Below are 18966 nucleotides of genomic sequence, written 5' to 3'. Positions count from 1 at the left end.
GCAGTTTTATTTTATGAGACAATGGTATTTATTTCATCCTGTTCTAACTCTTCACAAATACGATCCTGCTGCGATCAGCTTTATAGACTTCATTAAAAAAGCTTACCAGTTCTTTATATTCGGAAGGAGGATAACGCCCGGGAATACTTTCGTGGCGGCGGTGTAATACCAGCATCCCGTTCTCAAACTTGTATTGAATTTTATACGTACCAAATTTGCTCGCTAACTCTGCATCTTTAGGCATTGCTTCTATTGTATAACCAGCAGGGATCGCTAGTTGGATAGTATCATAATCTACAAATGCTTCATCGTAATCAATCTCAAACTTACGCTCCTTATCTTCTAATTTATAAGGTTGTTTGGTAAGCAGATTAGGTGCAACAAAAAGACGTTTACCAGAAACAGTTGCAAAATTCTCAACTGTCAGCTTGTACTTTTCTTCTATAGAAGGAATGACATCTTTCTTTTCCTGGTAATCCACAGTGGCAATATCATAAGTAGGAAAATCTAATTTCTTTTTTAGCTTTTCCAACAGCTTATCTTTTGAATAAGCGTTTATCTGCATGTGAAGATCATCCTGTTGTAACCCTACATATTTAGTAACAACATCGGCAGTTAGTTTACCTTCTTCTGTTATTGCAGCTTGTATTCTTCTTACCTGCAGGTTGTCATCTTTTTTATAAGTGGGTGTTCTTACCAGGTGGCCGCCATCTTCCTTTATCAACAGTGCATACCTATCGTCGGTAAATGAACCTAAATATCCTGCAGCCTGCGTTTGACTTGTACACTCCAGCCACATGGTATCTTTTTCTACCGGAACAGAAACGATGATATGATTAGACTGCCGCATAGGAAAATCGGGCATAAAGAATTTTTTTCCCTCACCAGCATATATCACTGTGTAATATCCTTCTATGCCAGCTTCCTTCAGCAGGGCGATCATGTAGTTCGATAATGCTTTACAGTCGCCGTAGTTTTTGGTGGCAACATAAGTGGCATCAAAAGGCTGAAGGCCACCGATACCCAATTGCACACTTACATACCTCGTGTTCTTTTGCAGGTAGTTGTACAAAGCTTTGATGGTTTCAACTTTTCCAGGGTTTTCACGTGCGATCTGCTGTACCTGTTGTTTGATATTTTCAGGCAGGCGATCACGACCTTTATTAAGTGCAACCTGGTACTTGCCAAAGTTCAGCCAGTTATCCATTTCGCCTTCTATACCACCGTACGAAAACCTGTTGGGTGCTACATATACACAAGGTACCACTTCCTGGTATGCCGGCTGAAAAGGCTCGTATTTTATCGGTTTGAAATTCTTTAGCTGCCACGAATAGCTGATCTTCTTGTCCTTCTCTACTTTCACTGGCTCCTGTGAGAAATTAAATTGCTTGATCCTGAAACCATAATCAGCAGGTATCTCTACAACGTAATTACTTTCCTGCACTCCATAGCGCTGGTTACCTACAGGCATCCAAGGCGTGAAGGAAATGATACCCTTCAACTCCATCTGGTCCTCATATTCTACAGTGTATGGGTATTGCTTGTAATTGAACCGGTGAAGCTTTATCCTGTCATCATTCATTAAGCTGATACCATCATTATCTGACACATCGGCTATTTCTTTACGCCTCACAGATTTTAGCTTGCGTCCCTCTGCATCGTATAAGTTTCCGCTGATGTCGTACAAGTCACGCATGTTACTATAGTAGTTCTCGTACTGCGCATATGCATCACCGGCAGGGTTCAAAATAGTGATAGCATATTTATGTTTGATAACTGCACGTGATGGAGAATGAACAATGATCTTTCTCTCTTCGAAACGTGTAACTGCAATGGCATTCTCTTTTATAGAATCTGGTATCAGTGCTATATTATAATCCTGTGCTTCTACGAAAAAAGGCAGCACTACAGCCACTAAAAGGCTCTTCAACTTCATAAGTTATTTCTTGATTTTTTTCAATACAATTTGTTCAGAATGGCACTTCACCACATATCCAAAAAAGTCGCGCAGTGAAGCATAATCTTCAGGTAAAAAATTAGCCTTATTCAGTTTTAGTGTACTCCTGAGTTGAATGCTTGATCCATTTTTAACCAGCAGGTATTCAAACATACCTTCATTCTCATTGTACATAACGCGTGTAGATTTAGGCATTTCATCCACTTCGTAACCTTCAGGTATATCTATTCTTCCTGCTACAATATCATTGATAGCATAAGGCATTTCTATAGGATATAAACGCTCTGCAGCTTTAAAAGGGTTATCTTTTTTTGCTTCAGTAAACAAAGGATTTAGATAAACGACATCTTCACTGAAAGACGTAGAAAGATTATACTTAACAGTCAATGGCTCTTCATAATCAGTCAGGCCTTCAAGTTCAGGATCGGTCACAGACATTTCTCCCGGGTATGCTTTTTTGATTGCGCTGAAAAAATCATCTTTTGAAACAGTAGCTAATCTTTCACGAGAATTATAAGATTCCTGTACACCTAATTTTGAAGTGTAAGAACCGTTTAGTTTACCTGGGCCATCAGCAATCAGGTTGATGCTGGCAATTCTTGTTTCAATTAATGAGTCTGGAGACAGGTTTACAATAACAGGCATTTTGTCAATCAATCTTCCGCCACCATTGTAGCAAAAAGCAGGCAGCGTACCAAAGCCAAGGTTCCTATAAGATGCATCGAGCAGGTAAGTTTTATCATCAACCTGTACGCGTGTTACTACGTAGTTCAATCTTTCAAGCATTGGATAAGCTTCGTACAAAACACCATTATCGCGTGTGCTTAAAATAACCGGCTGTGCAGAAAAACCTTGCGCTGAAAGCATAGCCGTTAGCAACAAATTAATATCTGCTACGGTTCCGCTTTTACTCTGGAATATTTTCTTCAGGCTATTTGTCTTATACAACCCGCGATGGCTACTACAGGTAAAGCCATTCTTCACATAGTTATAGATTGCTTTAGCCTTATCATAATTTTCGGTGCTACTGCCTACGATTGTTTGCAGGTCACTCTTCAACCAGTTTAGATTTCCAGAAAGTTCTTCACCAAAATCAGGGCTTTTGAGCAGGTTATTAGAAACGGCAAACCAATTGTTGTTGATAGGTGTAGAAATACCGCCTGGTGGATTGTAACGCGAAAGCTGGAAACTAACCTTAGAAATATGGTTGTCTAAAGTGGTAGTAAAATTCTCTTGCTTCAATGCCGGCACATTTTCCATAGCCATAGTAGTAGTGGTTACATTGGCTGTATACCTTGCTGTCTGGCCAGCTGCGCCAGCGCCACCATCAAAATACAGGTTGTATGTTTCTATGGTTTTCTTTACATCTCGGCTTGCATATGGATGATAACCTTGCGACAAAACCATGAAGTCGTACCATTCAGGTATTGAAACTGCGTACTCGGTATACAACCTCGGGTACTCACCCTGGAAGCTCCATGGATCGATCACTCTTGGAAAAGGAGATGTAACTGTATACCTGACATCGATGATAGATCCTTCCTGCAGGTTAGGCATAGTAAACTTCTGGATATGGTAGCTTTTGGTAACCTTATCTTTAAAAAGACTTTTATTATCCAGCTTACTGGCTTCTACCTTTCCATCAACAAGATTATAGGTAGCCGCTTCCAATTTATCTATTTTTTCTTCTATACCACCACCACCAAGGTAAAGCCGGATACCTATGGTTGCAGCATCGAAACCATTACGATTCATTACCCGGATACGCAAATGCTTGCGATAAACTATAGAAAGATAACCGTGATTATTTCCTTCATAAGTCACTTCACCAAAGTGCCCCAGCACTACGGCATCGGCTGAAGGATCAATAGGATAACTTTTGGGTTCAAAATCACTAACGGAGATATCTCCAAATTTCATTTTAGGTCGTTCTGCAAGTACCGAGAGAGAGAGGATGGCACTAAACATAAGCAGTAATACAGACTTTTTTGCAGGTGCAGTCATATATGTAGTTTTAGGTTGGACGAGCAGTGCGTAAAGACTCTAAACATTATAGCAACGCCACTGCCCAGCATTCACCGGAGCCAGCGTTGGCAATAATGAAGGGACAGCTGGATCAAGATCAATAGATTGTTTTGCCGGAGCTAAAACAAAAAAGGGGGAATGATATTGAGGTAAATGCTTTTAACCAGATGTTATCCTTTCAATGGAACCCTTGCTTGCACAATGTTATACCTTTGAACGTTGAATCACAAAAAAAATTATTGCTACAAAAAAGATCAATATTAATCAAGCAGTGGGCAAAAGATTTAGGCTTTGATATCTGTGGAATTGCTAAAGCTCAGAAACTAGACAATGATGCAAAACGGCTTGAGCAATGGTTGAATCAAGGCATGCACGGAAGCATGCAGTACATGGAAAATCATTTTGATCTTAGGGTTGATCCTACGCGGCTTGTTCCCGGTGCTAAAAGCGTGATCACGCTTTTAATGAATTATTATCCTTCACAACAACAAGCTGCTGGCGCTCCCAAAGTTGCGAGGTATGCATTTGGAAAAGATTATCATGAAGTGATAAGAGCTAAACTGAAAGTATTTCTACAAAATATGAAAGCACAGTTTGGCGATGTGGAAGGACGCGGGTTTGTAGACAGCGCACCTGTGCTTGAAAGATCGTGGGCCACTAAAAGTGGATTGGGCTGGATAGGAAAAAATGGCAACCTCATCAACAAACAAGCTGGTTCATTCTTTTTTATTGCAACGCTTATTACCGACCTGGAAGTAGAGCCCGATGATCCTTTTGCGAAAGACTTTTGTGGTAGTTGTACAAGGTGTATCGATAGTTGCCCTACTGGTGCTATTCTTCCCGGTAAAGTTGTAGATGGAAGTAAATGCATTAGCTATTACACCATTGAGCTAAAAGACCTGCTGATACCTGAAGAACAAAAAGGCAAGTTCAAGGATTGGATGTTTGGTTGTGATATCTGCCAGGAAGTATGTCCATGGAACAGGTTCAGTAAGCCTAATTTAATACCTGAATTCACTCCCATACCCGAAGTATTGAACCTAAAGAAGGACGAGTGGGAAGAACTAACTGAAGAAAAATTCAAAGAGATCTTCAGGCACTCGCCCCTTAAGCGAAGTAAGTATGCAGGCATCCGCCGCAATCTTCAATTTATACAGCAAACTTAGATCTGTATCCCCAGCCTGACTACAATTCTTCTATATTGACTATTCAACTTTTCTGGTGAGCCATCAGGATTACCAGGCATTGGCCATGGTGTAAACCAAACCGGAGGCACAACCGTTTCCTTTGATTGTTTGTAAGAAAATCCTGTACTAAGCACAACTGCAGTTTTGCTTTTTGTATTCAGCTTCACACCAATCCCTGCATCTACATACATGCCGGGTGTAGTTGAGTATTCTCCTCCCTTTTGTCGCTTTTGATCGGTAGTGAGCCAGGTATGGTTTAATCCTGCTCCTGCATATAAAAAAGGAAGATTATTCTTTTTACCAAACTCTTTCCGTCCTTCTATAAATACAGGTACAGACCTGCCAGCATAATTATCAATTCCTAATCCTAAGCCAACAGTCCATTTACCAATGCTGACACCATTGATCGTTCTTAGATCATAGTGAGCACCCGCTTCTCCATGAAGAAGTCCCATTTGATTTATTGAAGTAAATGCAGGCTTGATTTTTTTCCGTTCCTGTTGTTGTGCTATTGCTGAAACAACAATGAAAAGACAGATAAGTGTTGTTAGAAATTTCATGGTACAGCGTTTAGTTACGGGCAATTTTACTTAGCAAAACAAGTTTCGCAGGATCAGAATAGTTGTATTGATATAAGCCATCTTGAGCTACCACAAGCACTATATCATGTAATGCAATTGCATCGTAGGTGTCAATCCCGGTTATTGTTTGCATGAGCACCAGGTTAAGTGGATCTGCTGCATTGTAAACTTTTAAACCTCCGGCTCCATCACATACAAAAAGGATGTTACCGCTTTTTGCAAGCCCATGTGGATTTACCAGTTGGTAGGTTTTCAGCAATGAAGGAGCGGAAATATTCTGGATGTTTATAACATCTAGTTGATTGGTGAAACCTGCACAAAAATTACCTGTACGAAGCGTAACATAAGCATATTGTCCATCGGCAATTACAGGATCGCAGGCCCTTGCATGTGAGAAACTACTTACCAGGTTTGGCGCTTCAGGATTGGCAGTACCAAAAACAAACATACCTGTAGTAGAGCCTATGAACAAGTGTTCTCCAAAAGGATAGATAGTTTCAATACCCCATCCTACCTGCACTTTTCTGCGATAAATTGGATTGGTAGCATTGGAGATCTCAAAGACATTAAGAGCCAAGTCGGTAACGGTATATAGATAATTGTTTTTTATTGTAAAACGCGCCATTGATCCGCCCACTCCTACTGCAGGGCTTGCGGCACTGCCACCAGCCTGCGCAGAAGCAAAGGCAAACATCACATCGCTTCTTGGTCCAAAAGAAATATTGCAATCGTTGGTTATCGTCGTGTCTTTTTTTATCCAATCAACAATGATGAGACCTGTATCAGGTAAAAAGTTCATGTAGCGTCTATGTTCAAAAACATCATCAATCACTTTTGTTACCTGCACTGCAGCAGGATTACTGATATCAAGTGTTACCAGGTCGGTATATAGATCAGCATAAAGTATATTTCCTTTAACAGCAATATCTACATTACCAGGTATATCTATGAAATGCTTGTTAACCGGCGCAGAAGGATTGGTATTATCAATTATGTGAACACCCTTATCTAACTCATTTAAGAAGATGTAGTTGCCAAGCACAACCAGCTTTCCCGGTTTTTCTACAGCACGCGGCGCATTACTTTTTATGTTGGCCCTTACTTCTGCAGCAGTTTTGTAGATGGGCTTATACATAGTATAAGTTCGTGTACAGGTATCTTTTAAACATCCTTGGAACATGAACATAAGCATGCACAAGATCCCGCTTGTAATGATCTTTTTCATATGAATGATTTTGAATTTATTTAATAGTGAGCTGTGTTTTAAAACCGATAAAGAATAAATGTTCACTGGAATTAACCGCTGGTTTAGTGAGATCACTTAAACCATAATGGAATACAGGCCCAGCTTGTATTAAATATTTCTGTTTTCCTAGGACAGGAACCATAACACCCGCCTGGGTAAGTAATTGAAAGTTGTTGTATTGTTTCTTCTCAGGGTAAATGGTTCTTTGCCTACTATTGAAGTATAAGCCATTTGTTGATACTAAGTAAGCTGGTGTAATACCCACAAGTACGTGCAGAGGCTTCTGGTTGTTTCTATTTGTTTGCCAGAGCACATTGATTGGTAGCTGCAGCATGTGATACTTATTAATGTAAGTATTTACATTGCCGGGCAGGTAATAACTAGAAGCTGATGCTGTAGTATTTAGTACAGAGTCATATACAGACATTTGAGAATTGAACTGTGTACCTGCCTTTGTTTGAACCTGGTAAAGGTGGTAATCCAAACCTGTACTTATTGCGACTCTTGAAGTTAGATTCCTTTTAATGAATACTCCTGCTCCAAAAGAAAACTTACTGCTGTAATTGAATTCATGGCGACCGATTGCAGGATTGAATTGTGCTGATGAACCGACAGGCATTGAATTTAACTGCACCTCATTTACAGTATTGAATCCTTTGAAATTGGCAGAAATACCACCATATGCTGTTATTCCATATTCCCACTTACTTACCTGCTTCTTCGCAACTGCTTTTGGTGTGTTAGGTAAACTTGTTGTATCTGTCGCTCCAGTATTACGTATAGATGGAGTAATGGACACTTCCTCATTAGCGGCTTCAGCCTTTACTACCTCATCCTGGTCAGCTGGCTTTCTTGGGATAATTGCAAAATCTTCTTTTATACCAGAAGTGTTTGTTTGTCCTGGGTTGATTGATGGTGTTTGTTCTATTTTATCACTTATTCCTGCTTTTGTTACAGTTATCCTTTTGGTACCATTGGTAGTTTTCTTGGTAGAACTTACTAAAGCTGAACTAGTAGTTATTTGTGATGATGCTGTAGTTCTATTGCTGTATTTAATTGATGCTTCCGGCTTAGGAGTAGGTGCTGCAACCAAAGCATCCTGCTTCTGATTGCTACCAGTTGAAACAGGTTGTTCTTGTGTTTCAGAAGCAGCATTTTGAATCTTATTACCAGGTAAATCATTACCCTGTTTAGTTGCTGGTTTAGTTTCTTCTTTTTCAAGTGAAGGAGTGTTATCTGCCATTGCCACAGCACGCTCTTCATTGGTATCAACAAAAAAGTATAAACCTGCACCAGTTAATAATAATACAGCTGCTGCGAACCATATAATGAAAAACCTTCTTCTCTTTTTATCCTTTTGTATATGCTGCTCTACCTTTTGCCAAACAGCATCGCCAGGCACAAGTGAAAATGTTTCCATTTCCTGCTGTAGCTTTTTCTCAAAATCATTTTGCATAGCCTAATTTTTTATTACCTGCTGTATTGTTCATCCAGCTTATCAGTAAGTGCCGACCGCGCATATATTGCGACCTGGAGGTGCCTTCGCTAATACCAAGCATCTGCCCTATTTCCACATGGGTGTATCCTTCTATAGCATGCAGGTTGAAGATGGTTTGGTAGCCTGTTGGCAACTGGCGTATAAGCTGCGCCAGTTCCTTGGCATTCAGCTTCACTTCCGGGTCATCGGAAGAAACTATATGTAGTTCGGCTTTATCAAACAAAAGATCGTTCTGGTATTTCTTGCTTTGCTTGAGGTAGTTGAGCGCTGTGTTTACCATGATGCGCCTTATCCATGCTCCTAGTTCTGCTTCACCTTTGTACTGGTGCAGAAACTTAAACACACGGATGAAACCTTCCTGCAATACATCTTCTGCATCCTCCATACTTTTCGTATACCTGTAGCACACGCCCAGCATTTGTGACGCGTACAGTTGGTAGAGCTGCTTCTGTGCAGCCGGCTTCCCTTTCAGGCATTCTTTTACTAATAGTACAGGATCATTCATATGTTCTGGTCACGGGTTGACACCAGCTATTTAGCTACCGTTGCACCAGCCATAAAAAAATTAGCAGAAATGTTTGCACCAGCAACAAAAACTTACTGAGCTGGGTTTTGCTCCAGTTGCTTTTTCAGGTTATCAAGGCTTTTTTCCATAAAGGGACCAAGTGCCTTATCGGAAAGGATGGATGCAAATTTCTCCCATGGATACCATTTTACGTGTTGGGTAAAAGACCAGTGGAAAGTAAAGACAGGTGCACCTTCATTAGAAATGATATTGAACTCGCTAGCCATAGGGTCGCTATCGCCAGTCTTCCAACTGGTGACAATCTTTTGAGGCGTAGATGAAAGAATGGTTATGAGCGTCCTGTTGTAGTTAATCTCCGATTTTGATTTTGGTACAGCCGCTTGTGATGAGTCTTCAATATACAGCCAACGGCTCCAGTTCCGAACATCCATTACATATTCATGAGCCTGCCGCGGAGAAGCCTGTATATCTATAGCCCTTGATACTATGATAGTGGAAGGCAGTAACGATGTAATAGCAGTAGCTATTAGAAATAAAACAACAACGCTGATCAATGCTAATTTTATAAACCTCATGTTACTCCCATTTGAAAACTTTAACTGCAACTGCATATATCACTACACCCCATATGGCCATCATTGCTAATTCGAAGCCACAATCGGTTAAGTGTGCTCCTTCAAATGCTATTTTACGCATAGCATTATTGAAATGAGTAAGTGGCAAAACCTTGCAAATTGGCTGCAACCACCACGGAAAAACATCAATTGGAAAAAATGTACCTGCCAGCAAAAACTGCGGCAGCGTAATGATGTTTGCTATAGGAGGAATGGTGCTTTCATTTTTTGCTACACTCGTTACTACAAAACCAAACCCCATAAATATGAGTAAAGCAATAAAACACAACAGGAGTATTTCTATAAAAGTGACAAAGCCATTAACTAATGTATAATCTAACACATAATAACCCAGCAGTACAATCACTACAGCAGTTGACATCTGGAAGATCACACGGCTAAGTGCTTCTCCTAGTATGATGTAAGCTCTCTTAATAGGTGTAGCATAAAATCGCTTTAGTACTAACTGCTGCCTTAGCTGAAAGAACAAAAAGGCAACACCAAATACTCCGGAACTTAAGAGAGAGAATCCTAATTGCCCTGGTAGTATAAAATCTATGGTAGTGTACTTTCTGCCGGGTATCTGCTGGATGGAACTATTTACATTGGCATATGTTGGAGCACCAGGATAAGCTACAGCATTTACTTTGGCTATGATAGCATCTAATATAGATTGAAGTACCTGTAAGTTTTGAGGATTAACAGCCTCTGAACTTTTAAGATGAATGGTATAAGCAGGATTCTGACCTTCATTTTTCTGAATATGCAAAACAGCAGTGATTCTTCCTTTCTCAAGATCGTCGTGTACTTCCTCCTCTGTATTGTTAATAATGTTAAGACCAGGAACTGATTTGATAGCAATGAACAAAGGATTGATAGTATCTGATGTAGGATCAACGGCAACTTTAAAACTTATTTTCCCGCTTCCGCCAATGAAGCCAAAAACCAGGATGAAAATCAATGGAAATGCAATACTGAAAATAACAGCGGAAGGACTCCTTAAAATAGCCTTCAAACTTGCGCGACTGATGGCCCACATGGCGCCCAACTGGCTATATTTTTGCGACATCAAACAGATTAAAATGAGGGCAAATGTATCTTATAAAGTAAAAGGAGTTTAAAAAAATAGAATGAAGTAGAATAAAATAGAAAAGCCCAGACAAATGTCGTACCTTAGTGGACAAATGACACAAGATGAAAAAGAGCACCAATCGCAAAGGCAAACCATATCCTACACAGGAAGATGAAAAATTGCCCATACTAGAAGAACCCACCCTGCGAATGAGAACCATAAATAAATTACCTGCTGCTGTAGCCGATTTTCCTTACAAGAAATTCAAGAAAATAGCAGACATGGTTCCTTTTTCACTTGCAGAGTGGGCTACTATTCTGCATCTTTCAGAAAGAACCCTGCAGCGCTACGCCAAAGAAAATAAAAACTTTGAAGGAATATATGTAGATCGGATCCTACAATTGGAATCACTAATAGAGATGGGTTTAGAAACCTTTGACACTCCAGAGGCTTTCTATGGCTGGCTAAAAAAGCCAAAGATCATCAATGGCTATGAAATAGATTTTTCATCACTTTCTCAATCTCAAGGCATACAAGAACTGCACGATCAATTGGGAAGAATACAACATGGCGTATTCTAATGGTTGTTTATAGATTTTCTAATAAAAAATATAGCAGCGACCTCTCCGGTACAGGTGCAAAAATGTATGGCGGCAGGTGGAACCATAAAGGACTGGCAGGCTTGTATACCAGTAGCTCTATTTCCCTTTCACTACTAGAGGTATTGGTTCATGCTCTTTCGCTGGAGCAGCTAAAAGGGATGGCACTACTGAAACTTGAGGTGCCTGATAACCTTGCGGAGTCTATGCGCGTTCTCAATGGCCTGAAGCCTCATTGGGATGAAGATGTGGAATATACCCGGTTTATCGGCAGTGAGTTCCTCCAGAACCGCAGCTTCCTGATGCTCAAATGCCCTTCAGCTGTGGTGCAGGAAGAATGGAACTACCTGCTTAATCCACTGCATGCCGACTACAATAAACTAAAAGTGCTATCAGTTGAAGAATGCAAATTCGACAGCAGGCTATTTAAGATTTGATCAATTCAGGTACATTGAGAATGGCAACTTAGCCTGTGGAATGCCAAACATCTGCTTTACCTGCTTCAGGTGCTTTAGCAGCTTGTACTGATCTTCTCCTATTTCCTGGCTGATCATATTTACTGCAACTTCCGTCTTCTCCTGCTGTAATAGCTCCTGTATAAAAGTCTTTTTCTCCGGGTACGTACGCAGGTTATAGTCTGAAATTTTGGCCAAACGTGCTGCACAATTGATGGCATCTTTTAGGCTTCCTATCCTGTCAACCAGGCCAACTTGTAAAGCATGGCTCCCGGTCCAGACACGGCCTTGGGCAATGCTATCCACCACCTGCATAGAAAGTTTTCTTCCTTCGGCTACCCTGCTCTTGAAGCTATGATAGATTGTATCAACAGAATTTTGAACAATGGTTTTTTCAGCTGGCGTCAAGGGACGATGTACCGACATCATATCAGCGTATTGGCCAGTTTTAACGCCATCAAAGGTGACACCCAACTTGCTCTCGAAGAACTTCTGCATGTTGGGAACAATACCAAATACACCAATAGATCCTGTAATAGAATTTGGCTGCGCAAAAATGCTATCAGCATTGCACGCAATATAATAGCCACCAGATGCTGCCACATCGCCAAAGCTTACTACCACTGGCTTTGCTTTGCGGGCAATGGTTACTTCGTGCCAAATAACCTCGCTGGCCAATGCACTGCCTCCCGGAGAATTTACACGTAGTACAATTGCTTTTATATTTTTGTCAAGACGAGCCTTTCTTATCAGGTTTTTAAAAGTTTCTGATCCTACCTGTCCATCTTCTCCTTTGCCATCTACAATATCACCTTCAGCAAAAATCACAGCTAAGCGGTCTGTGCCTTTCTTGGAAAAATCAATAGACTTAGCATATTTAGCAAAAGACAAAAAGTTGATCTTATCTCTACGCTCCAGCTTCAGCATCTGGATGATTTCGCCTTTAACATCATCATCATATTTCAGTCCATCAACCAGCTTATGCTTCAGTGCATCATCAGCTGTTTGAATGGCGGCAGTGTTGGCAAGATTATGAAGTGTAGCTGTATCAAGTCCCGACTTTTGCGAAGCAGCTAATAACATCCTACTATAGATATCATTTACATAAACCAGCGTTTGCAGCTTATTAGCTTCTGTCATCTTCTTTTCGCGAAGCGGTTCAGTAGCACTTTTGAATTTTCCTGCATAAAAAATCTGTGGTTCTATTTCAAGCTTTTCCAAAGTGCCTTTTACAAAAAATAAAGTAGCAGCAAGGCCACGCCAATCTACCAGCCCTTTTGGATTGCAATAGATTTTATCTGCTATACTACCAACATAATATCCTTTTTGGGATATCAAATCGCCGTAGGCAATTACAAACTTTTTTGATGTTTTAAAATCTGTCAAAGCATTGCGCAATTCATCACTTGTTGCAAAACCGTTGACATTATCAATGCATTTTATATAAATGCCGCTGATCTTATCATCTGTTTTAGCATGTTCTATCATGCGCACCATTTGAAACAGCCCAGGAACATTATTCTCTGCATTTCCTGTAAATGAACCGATCGGATCTTCCTGTTCTTGCTCTCTATACTCTTTTGTAAGATCGAGTACAAGTACACTCTTTGCAGCAACTGCAGGCTTTTCGGACGAAGCCATCACTGAAACAAAAATGATCAACAGAACAAAACCAAGAATGGAAAAAATAACAAGCGCCAGTAACGACGCAAAGAAGGTCTTGAAAAAACTTCTCATGAAGGAATTTTAATGGCGGTGAAAATAATGATATTTGGCTGCCTGAAACAGGCATATATTATGAATACTGCATTTCTTTTATTAGGCGGAAACTTAGGTGACAGGAAAAAGAACCTGGAAGATGCACTGCAGTTGATAAATGAAAGAGCAGGAAAGATATCAGCAGCTTCAGCTTTTTATGAAACAGCTGCATGGGGCAAAGAAGATCAACCTAACTTTTTGAACCAGGCTGTAACACTTGAAACACGTTTATCTCCTACTGATCTGCTCAGGATGCTGCTGGCAGTTGAAAAAGATTTAGGAAGGGAGCGAATTGAAAAGCTAGGTCCTAGATTGATTGATATAGATATTTTATTTTATGGTGATATGGTTCTTCACTCGGATCAACTTACTATCCCGCATCCACACATAACAAAGCGGAGATTTGTGCTGGAACCTTTACATGACCTGGCTCCTGATCTTATTCATCCAGCATATAATAAGACCATTGCACAACTACTACAAGAATGTACGGATCCATTACCGGTAGTTCGCCTGGAAGCTGAATTTACATAACTCATAATCCTGAAAATAAAAAGCGCCAAATACGGCATTGTGAGCGATGTGTTTATAAACGTTGACAAATGCCGGTGTTAATGTGAGTGATTTTGCCGTAGGTTTGACCCCTTAGTTTTTCAGCATAAGATGAAGTATAATTTTATAACAATTGAGGGAAATATAGGAGCCGGAAAAACTACGCTTGCTAATATACTTTCCAAAAAATTGAATGCGAGGCTGATACTGGAAGAATTTGCTGACAACCCTTTCCTGCCTAAGTTTTACGACAATCCTGACCAATATGCTTTTCCATTAGAGTTATTTTTTATGGCTGAACGGTATAAGCAGCTGAAAGAACTGATCCACACAAAAGATATGTTCCAGGAAGTAACCATCAGCGATTACCTGTTTACCAAGTGCCTGCTGTTTGCAAAAGTCAATTTACCATCGGAAGAATTCAGGCTGTACCAGAAATTGTTCGAGATAATTCACCAACAACTTTTGCATCCAGATATTCTTATTTATTTACATGCACCGGTAAATAAGCTGCAGCAAAATATAAAGAAGCGTCAGCGTAGCTACGAGCAAGCCATTGCTGATGAATACCTGTTCAACATCCAGGAAACCTATACCAGCTACATAAAGCAGCACAACCTTACCACTATATTCATTGATGCCAGCAATGCAGACTTCATAAACAATGAAAGTCATGTACAGGTGGTTTTAGACGCATTAGAAAAAGATTATTCGCCAGGACAACATTACTTTGCACTTCCGTAAAACGAAGAAGTGGAACAAAAGTTAGATGAGCAGAATGACCCGTTGGCCTCGATGCGTATGCCTGAATACCGCAACCTGATGATAGGCAGGTTTTGTTTTATCATGGCTTTGCGCATGCTCGGCACTTTAGTGGGTTGGTGGATTTACGAATTAACCGGTGATCCTTTAGCTATGGGTTTTATTGGGTTGGCTGAGGTTATCCCTGCACTTGGACTTGCACTTTATGCCGGACATGTTATTGATATAACTGAAAAAAGAAGATTGATGCTGCGCGGCATTTTCGCCTATTTGAGCTGCGCAATCATTCTTTTAGCGCTGGCAGTCAGTTATTCTTCTGATGGCACCAATAAAACATGGCTGCTTATCGGCATTTATACCGTCATCTTTTTTACTGGCATTATCCGTGCTTTTACCGGGCCATCTTTTCATGCTATTGTAGGACAGATTGTGCCAAAGCATCTACTACCCAATGCAATTACCTGGAACCAGGGAACATGGCTTTCAGCCTCTGTGATAGGTCATGCTTCGGCAGGGTTTTGCATTGCTGCTTTTAGTAATTCTGGAACACTTGCCATAATAGTATTAGTGATTGGAATAGCTTGGTGGATGATCTCTAAGATTCACTCCAAACCTCCTGCTCCGTCTGCTTCAGAAAAACGTACCTGGGAAAGCGTAAAGGAAGGACTGCAGTTTGTTTTCCGAACAAAAGAAGTTTTGGGCGCTCTTACACTCGATCTTTTTGCTGTACTATTTGGAGGCGCTGTAGCACTAGTGCCTATATATGCTAAAGATATTTTGAAAGTTGGTCCTATTGGTTTTGGTTGGCTAAATGCAGCAGCGGATATAGGAAGTATAATAATCGTAATCCTGCTGGCCTTATACCCATTGAAGAGGAACCAGGGCAAAACCTTGATGCTGGCTGTGGCAGGATTTGGTTTGTGCATCATTGTTTTTGGTCTTTCTAAGATCTTCTGGATATCGTTTCTCGCCCTCATGATAGCAGGCATATTAGATGGAATAAGTATGGTAGTGAGAGGAACCATTGTTCAGCTAAAAACGCCAAATGAGATGCGCGGTCGAGTGATGAGCGTAAACTCAATGTTCATTAACAGCAGCAACGAACTGGGTCAGTTTGAAAGTGGTGTGGCAGCACGTTTATTGGGTGTGGTTCCTTCTGTAGTATTTGGCGGAACTATGACCATATTGGTGGTACTGACAACATGGTGGAAGGCTCCTACTTTACGAAAGATGGAATATTGATCAATCCGCTTTCAGTTGTTTTATCTGTTTCCAATCGCCAACGATCCACAGAACATCATCCCATTTCAGGACCATATCGGAATCCGGATTTAAAATCCTTTTTCCATCTCTTTCTATACCAACCACTAGTCCGCCGGTCTTTTCCCGGATACCTGAGTTACGTATAGATTTCCCCCTAAGCTTGTTATGATTATCTACAATGATCTTATGCAGTGAAACATCTTTCTTCACAGGGTGAAACTCCTGCACTTCCATTACCGGCTCTATTATAAACCTGAAAGTTTGCAATTGCTCGTCGGTTCCTATCACTGCAATCTTATCATGAGGAAACAACATCTGGTGGCGCTCAGGAACATCAATTATCCTGTTGCCTCTTTCTATGGTGGCAATATTAATCCCATACTTTTCGCGCCATTTCAGTTCATCCAAGCGCCGACCTATAAATTCAGCATCAGGATTAATTACGAAATAAGCCAGGTGAGCATCCCATGGTGAAATATTGTTCTTTTCATCTGTGCCTTCTATTACATTTCGCACATTGAGGTTGTATAAAAAACGACTTTCAATGCGGTCGTAGAATGTCTGTAAGCGTTTCGAGAAAATGGCCAGTACCACGATGAGTACAACTAAAGCTACTACGAATGCTACAGCTGGAGGAAACAGCTGATCGAGCAAAACATATAGGTAAACCACTGCCAGGAGGTTGCGCAAAACTTCTAAAGTAACAAGAGGGCCGCGGTTGTATTTCTTATCAAGCCACAACGATGTATAAGCTACTTTATGGATCTTTTTTATGGTAAGCGCCCATATAAAAGGTGCCATTGCTGCAAGTGTGATTACAGTGGTAATGATGAGACCTGCTACGGTATTTTCTACTTGTGATGCTATAAAACCCGATAAGAAATTACTTCCAAGAAGAATGAGCGCGATGATGATAACAGAATTGGTACCTATGAGCACGAGGTACGAGCGCAATACGATCTTCCATTCATTTTCTGCCTGTATGGTTTGCGCTCCGGAACTATACCTGCTGAGATTTAACCGCCATTTTTCGGGCAAGGCTCTTTCTACGAAAGCAGAAAAAGGATCTGCTGCACGAATAAGATATGGAGTAGTGAAAGTGGTAATCACAGAAACACCCACAGCAATCGGGTATAAATACCCGCTGGTAACACCTAATGAAACACCCAGGGATGCAATGATGAAGGAAAACTCCCCGATCTGTGACAAACTCATCCCGGATTGTATGGACTGCTTGAGCGGCTGCCCTGAAAGCAGCGATCCGAGTGTTACAAAAAGAGTTTTACCAAAAATCACTGTAATGGTTAACAGCAGTACCGGCAATGCGTATTCAACAAGCAGGTTAGGATCTATCAACATGCCTACGGATACAAAGAAGATGGCGCCGAAAAGCGTTTTAACTGATGAGATGAGATGCTCGATACGTTCAGCCTGCGTGGTTTCTGCCAAAATCGATCCCATGATGAAGGCACCCAATGGTGCAGAAAAGCCAACTTTGGTAGCAAGTATGACCATCAGGAAGCAAAGCGCCAAAGAAAGGATCAGTACATTTTCATCGCTCATCAATTTCTTGGCTGCTTTCAGCAAGCTTGGAAGAAGAAATATACCTGCCAAAAACCAAAGTGAAAGGAAGAACAAAAGCTTTAAAAACGCAAGCAGCAACTCCCATCCTTCAATTTCATTTTGTACCGCAATGGTAGAAAGTAATACCAATAACAGTACAGCTACCAGGTCTTCTATTACCAATACACCTAATACGGCACCTGCGAATTTCCTATTCCTCACTTTTAGCTCATCGAAAGCGCGAATAATAATCGTGGTGGAGGAAATGGCAGTGATGCCTGCCAGGAAAAAACAATCCATGGTAGGCCAGCCCAGCATGGTACCCACCAGGTAGCCAAGCCCCATCATAAAAGTTATTTCAAACACACCAGTAACAGCAGAGTTACCTCCTACACTCACTAATTTTTTGAAACTGAACTCGAGGCCAAGGCTAAACAAGAGAAAAATTACGCCTAACTCCGCCCATATGCGAATACCTTCAATGTCGCCTATGGTTGGTAAAATGGAAAAATTAGGACCAACAAGTAAGCCTGCAATTATATAACCTAGAACAACTGGTTGCTTTAGCCATTTAAATAAAAGTGTTGTGATAGCAGCCGTACAAAGTATTAGCGCCAGATCCTGTATAAGCGTAGGTATATGCATTAGCCTCCTTTCCTGAAGTGCTAAAATATTGATTAAATGCTAGCAAGAGGTGAAGACTACGAGCTATTTGGTAGCTACAAGCCGCTCCATAACATGAAACACCGCCGGGCATACGGTTGCATTCTTCAACGTAAGATTTGGGCGCTTTAGCAGTACATCTTCATCTGTATAAGGGTAGCGTGCACAATCGCTCGGCCTGTGTTCGTATATGCTGCAATAGTTGTCTGATCCCAGGAAAGGGCAAGGAGAACTTTTAACCACGTAATCGCCATCTGTATCCAGCTTCAGGTATTGATCAATAAAATCGCCTTCCTTTTGCCGCAGGTGTTTACTTATTCTTTTTATGTCGGTGGTCTTAAAACGCGGAGAATGATTTTTACAACAATTACCACAAGCAAGACAATCTACTTTTGCAAATGCCTCATCGTGCAGTGCCGGCAACTGGCGCAAGACTTTATTCTTATCTGCACGCTGCAAATATTGCTTGTACTGCTTTTGATGTTCAGTAGCCTGTTTTTGCCAATTGATTGTTTCTGTTTTACTCATTCTATTGATGGCACATCTGCCATGGGGGGCAGCAAAGATATATGCATGCTCCTGAATGACTGCGAGAGCAATACGTTAATATTAGAATGAATATATCTTATGTAGAAGCCTAAGAGG

At 40.8% G+C, this 18966-nt stretch carries 17 protein-coding genes; 6 read left to right on the top strand and 11 right to left on the bottom strand.

The features are described from left to right. Positions 1-43 precede the first annotated feature (43 nt). Positions 44-1936: a DUF3857 domain-containing protein gene (locus tag J4N22_RS17005; RefSeq protein ID WP_207496665.1), complete on the bottom strand. Its 1893-nt coding sequence runs from the start codon at positions 1934-1936 to the stop codon at positions 44-46. A 3-nt stretch (positions 1937-1939) separates the two neighbouring features. Then, positions 1940-3961 (bottom strand): transglutaminase family protein, encoded by a 2022-nt coding sequence (locus tag J4N22_RS17000; RefSeq protein ID WP_207496664.1) that lies wholly within the window; start codon positions 3959-3961, stop codon positions 1940-1942. Positions 3962-4176: 215 nt separating this feature from the next. Here J4N22_RS17000 and queG point away from each other — a divergent pair, with 215 nt between their 5' ends. Beyond that, a complete protein-coding gene (queG, locus tag J4N22_RS16995) occupies positions 4177-5148 on the top strand; it encodes a tRNA epoxyqueuosine(34) reductase QueG (protein ID WP_342450940.1) in 972 nt (323 codons plus the stop codon). Here the strand turns inward: queG and J4N22_RS16990 are convergent. The 6 genes from J4N22_RS16990 to J4N22_RS16965 form a co-directional block, all read right to left on the bottom strand. Beyond that, on the bottom strand, positions 5145-5729 hold the full coding sequence (locus J4N22_RS16990; RefSeq protein WP_207496662.1) for a hypothetical protein: 585 nt from the start codon (positions 5727-5729) through the stop codon (positions 5145-5147). The genes queG and J4N22_RS16990 overlap by 4 nt on opposite strands. A 10-nt stretch (positions 5730-5739) precedes the next feature. Then, complete coding sequence (locus J4N22_RS16985; protein WP_207496661.1) at positions 5740-6975, bottom strand: LVIVD repeat-containing protein; 1236 nt, start codon at positions 6973-6975, stop codon at positions 5740-5742. 16 nt (positions 6976-6991) lie between these two features. Further along, the gene (locus J4N22_RS16980) at positions 6992-8452 is read right to left on the bottom strand and encodes an outer membrane beta-barrel protein (RefSeq protein ID WP_207496660.1); all 1461 of its coding nucleotides are present in this window, start codon (positions 8450-8452) and stop codon (positions 6992-6994) included. Continuing rightward, positions 8442-8999, bottom strand: coding sequence for an RNA polymerase sigma factor (locus J4N22_RS16975; protein WP_207496659.1), 558 nt, complete (start codon positions 8997-8999; stop codon positions 8442-8444). Before J4N22_RS16975 ends, J4N22_RS16980 begins: the two co-directional genes overlap by 11 nt. Before the next feature lie 92 nt (positions 9000-9091). Further along, positions 9092-9595 (bottom strand): SRPBCC family protein, encoded by a 504-nt coding sequence (locus tag J4N22_RS16970; protein ID WP_207496658.1) that lies wholly within the window; start codon positions 9593-9595, stop codon positions 9092-9094. A 1-nt stretch (position 9596) separates the two neighbouring features. Then, the gene (locus tag J4N22_RS16965; RefSeq protein ID WP_207496657.1) at positions 9597-10703 is read right to left on the bottom strand and encodes an ABC transporter permease; all 1107 of its coding nucleotides are present in this window, start codon (positions 10701-10703) and stop codon (positions 9597-9599) included. A 125-nt stretch (positions 10704-10828) separates the two neighbouring features. Here J4N22_RS16965 and parS point away from each other — a divergent pair, with 125 nt between their 5' ends. Next, the gene (gene parS / locus J4N22_RS16960) at positions 10829-11287 is read left to right on the top strand and encodes a type II RES/Xre toxin-antitoxin system antitoxin (protein ID WP_207496656.1); all 459 of its coding nucleotides are present in this window, start codon (positions 10829-10831) and stop codon (positions 11285-11287) included. Continuing rightward, positions 11287-11742, top strand: a complete 456-nt coding sequence (locus tag J4N22_RS16955; RefSeq protein ID WP_207496655.1) for an RES family NAD+ phosphorylase — start codon at positions 11287-11289, stop codon at positions 11740-11742. The genes parS and J4N22_RS16955 overlap by 1 nt, the downstream gene beginning before the upstream one ends. Here the strand turns inward: J4N22_RS16955 and sppA are convergent, their stop codons facing one another. Further along, the gene (gene sppA, locus J4N22_RS16950) at positions 11743-13497 is read right to left on the bottom strand and encodes a signal peptide peptidase SppA (RefSeq protein WP_207496654.1); all 1755 of its coding nucleotides are present in this window, start codon (positions 13495-13497) and stop codon (positions 11743-11745) included. A 60-nt stretch (positions 13498-13557) separates the two neighbouring features. Between sppA and folK the strand changes: the two genes are divergently transcribed. The 3 genes from folK (at position 13558) to J4N22_RS16935 (ending at position 16074) form a co-directional block, all read left to right on the top strand. Next, entirely contained in the window at positions 13558-14052 is a 495-nt protein-coding gene (gene folK, locus J4N22_RS16945; RefSeq protein WP_207496652.1) for a 2-amino-4-hydroxy-6-hydroxymethyldihydropteridine diphosphokinase, read from the top strand. Positions 14053-14181: 129 nt separating this feature from the next. After that, complete coding sequence (locus J4N22_RS16940) at positions 14182-14814, top strand: deoxynucleoside kinase (RefSeq protein ID WP_207496650.1); 633 nt, start codon at positions 14182-14184, stop codon at positions 14812-14814. Between the two features lie 9 nt (positions 14815-14823). After that, the gene (locus J4N22_RS16935; protein WP_342450939.1) at positions 14824-16074 is read left to right on the top strand and encodes an MFS transporter; all 1251 of its coding nucleotides are present in this window, start codon (positions 14824-14826) and stop codon (positions 16072-16074) included. On the opposite strand, the gene J4N22_RS16930 is transcribed toward J4N22_RS16935, so the two are convergent. Then, positions 16075-18303, bottom strand: a complete 2229-nt coding sequence (locus J4N22_RS16930; protein ID WP_207496648.1) for a monovalent cation:proton antiporter family protein — start codon at positions 18301-18303, stop codon at positions 16075-16077. Between the two features lie 63 nt (positions 18304-18366). Continuing rightward, complete coding sequence (locus J4N22_RS16925; RefSeq protein ID WP_207496640.1) at positions 18367-18849, bottom strand: YkgJ family cysteine cluster protein; 483 nt, start codon at positions 18847-18849, stop codon at positions 18367-18369. Between the last annotated feature and the right edge of the window lie 117 nt (positions 18850-18966).

The sequence above is a fragment of the Aridibaculum aurantiacum genome, assembly GCF_017355875.1.
GTDB lineage: Bacteria > Bacteroidota > Bacteroidia > Chitinophagales > Chitinophagaceae > Segetibacter > Segetibacter aurantiacus.
This window is presented reverse-complemented; position numbering and strand designations above follow the sequence as displayed.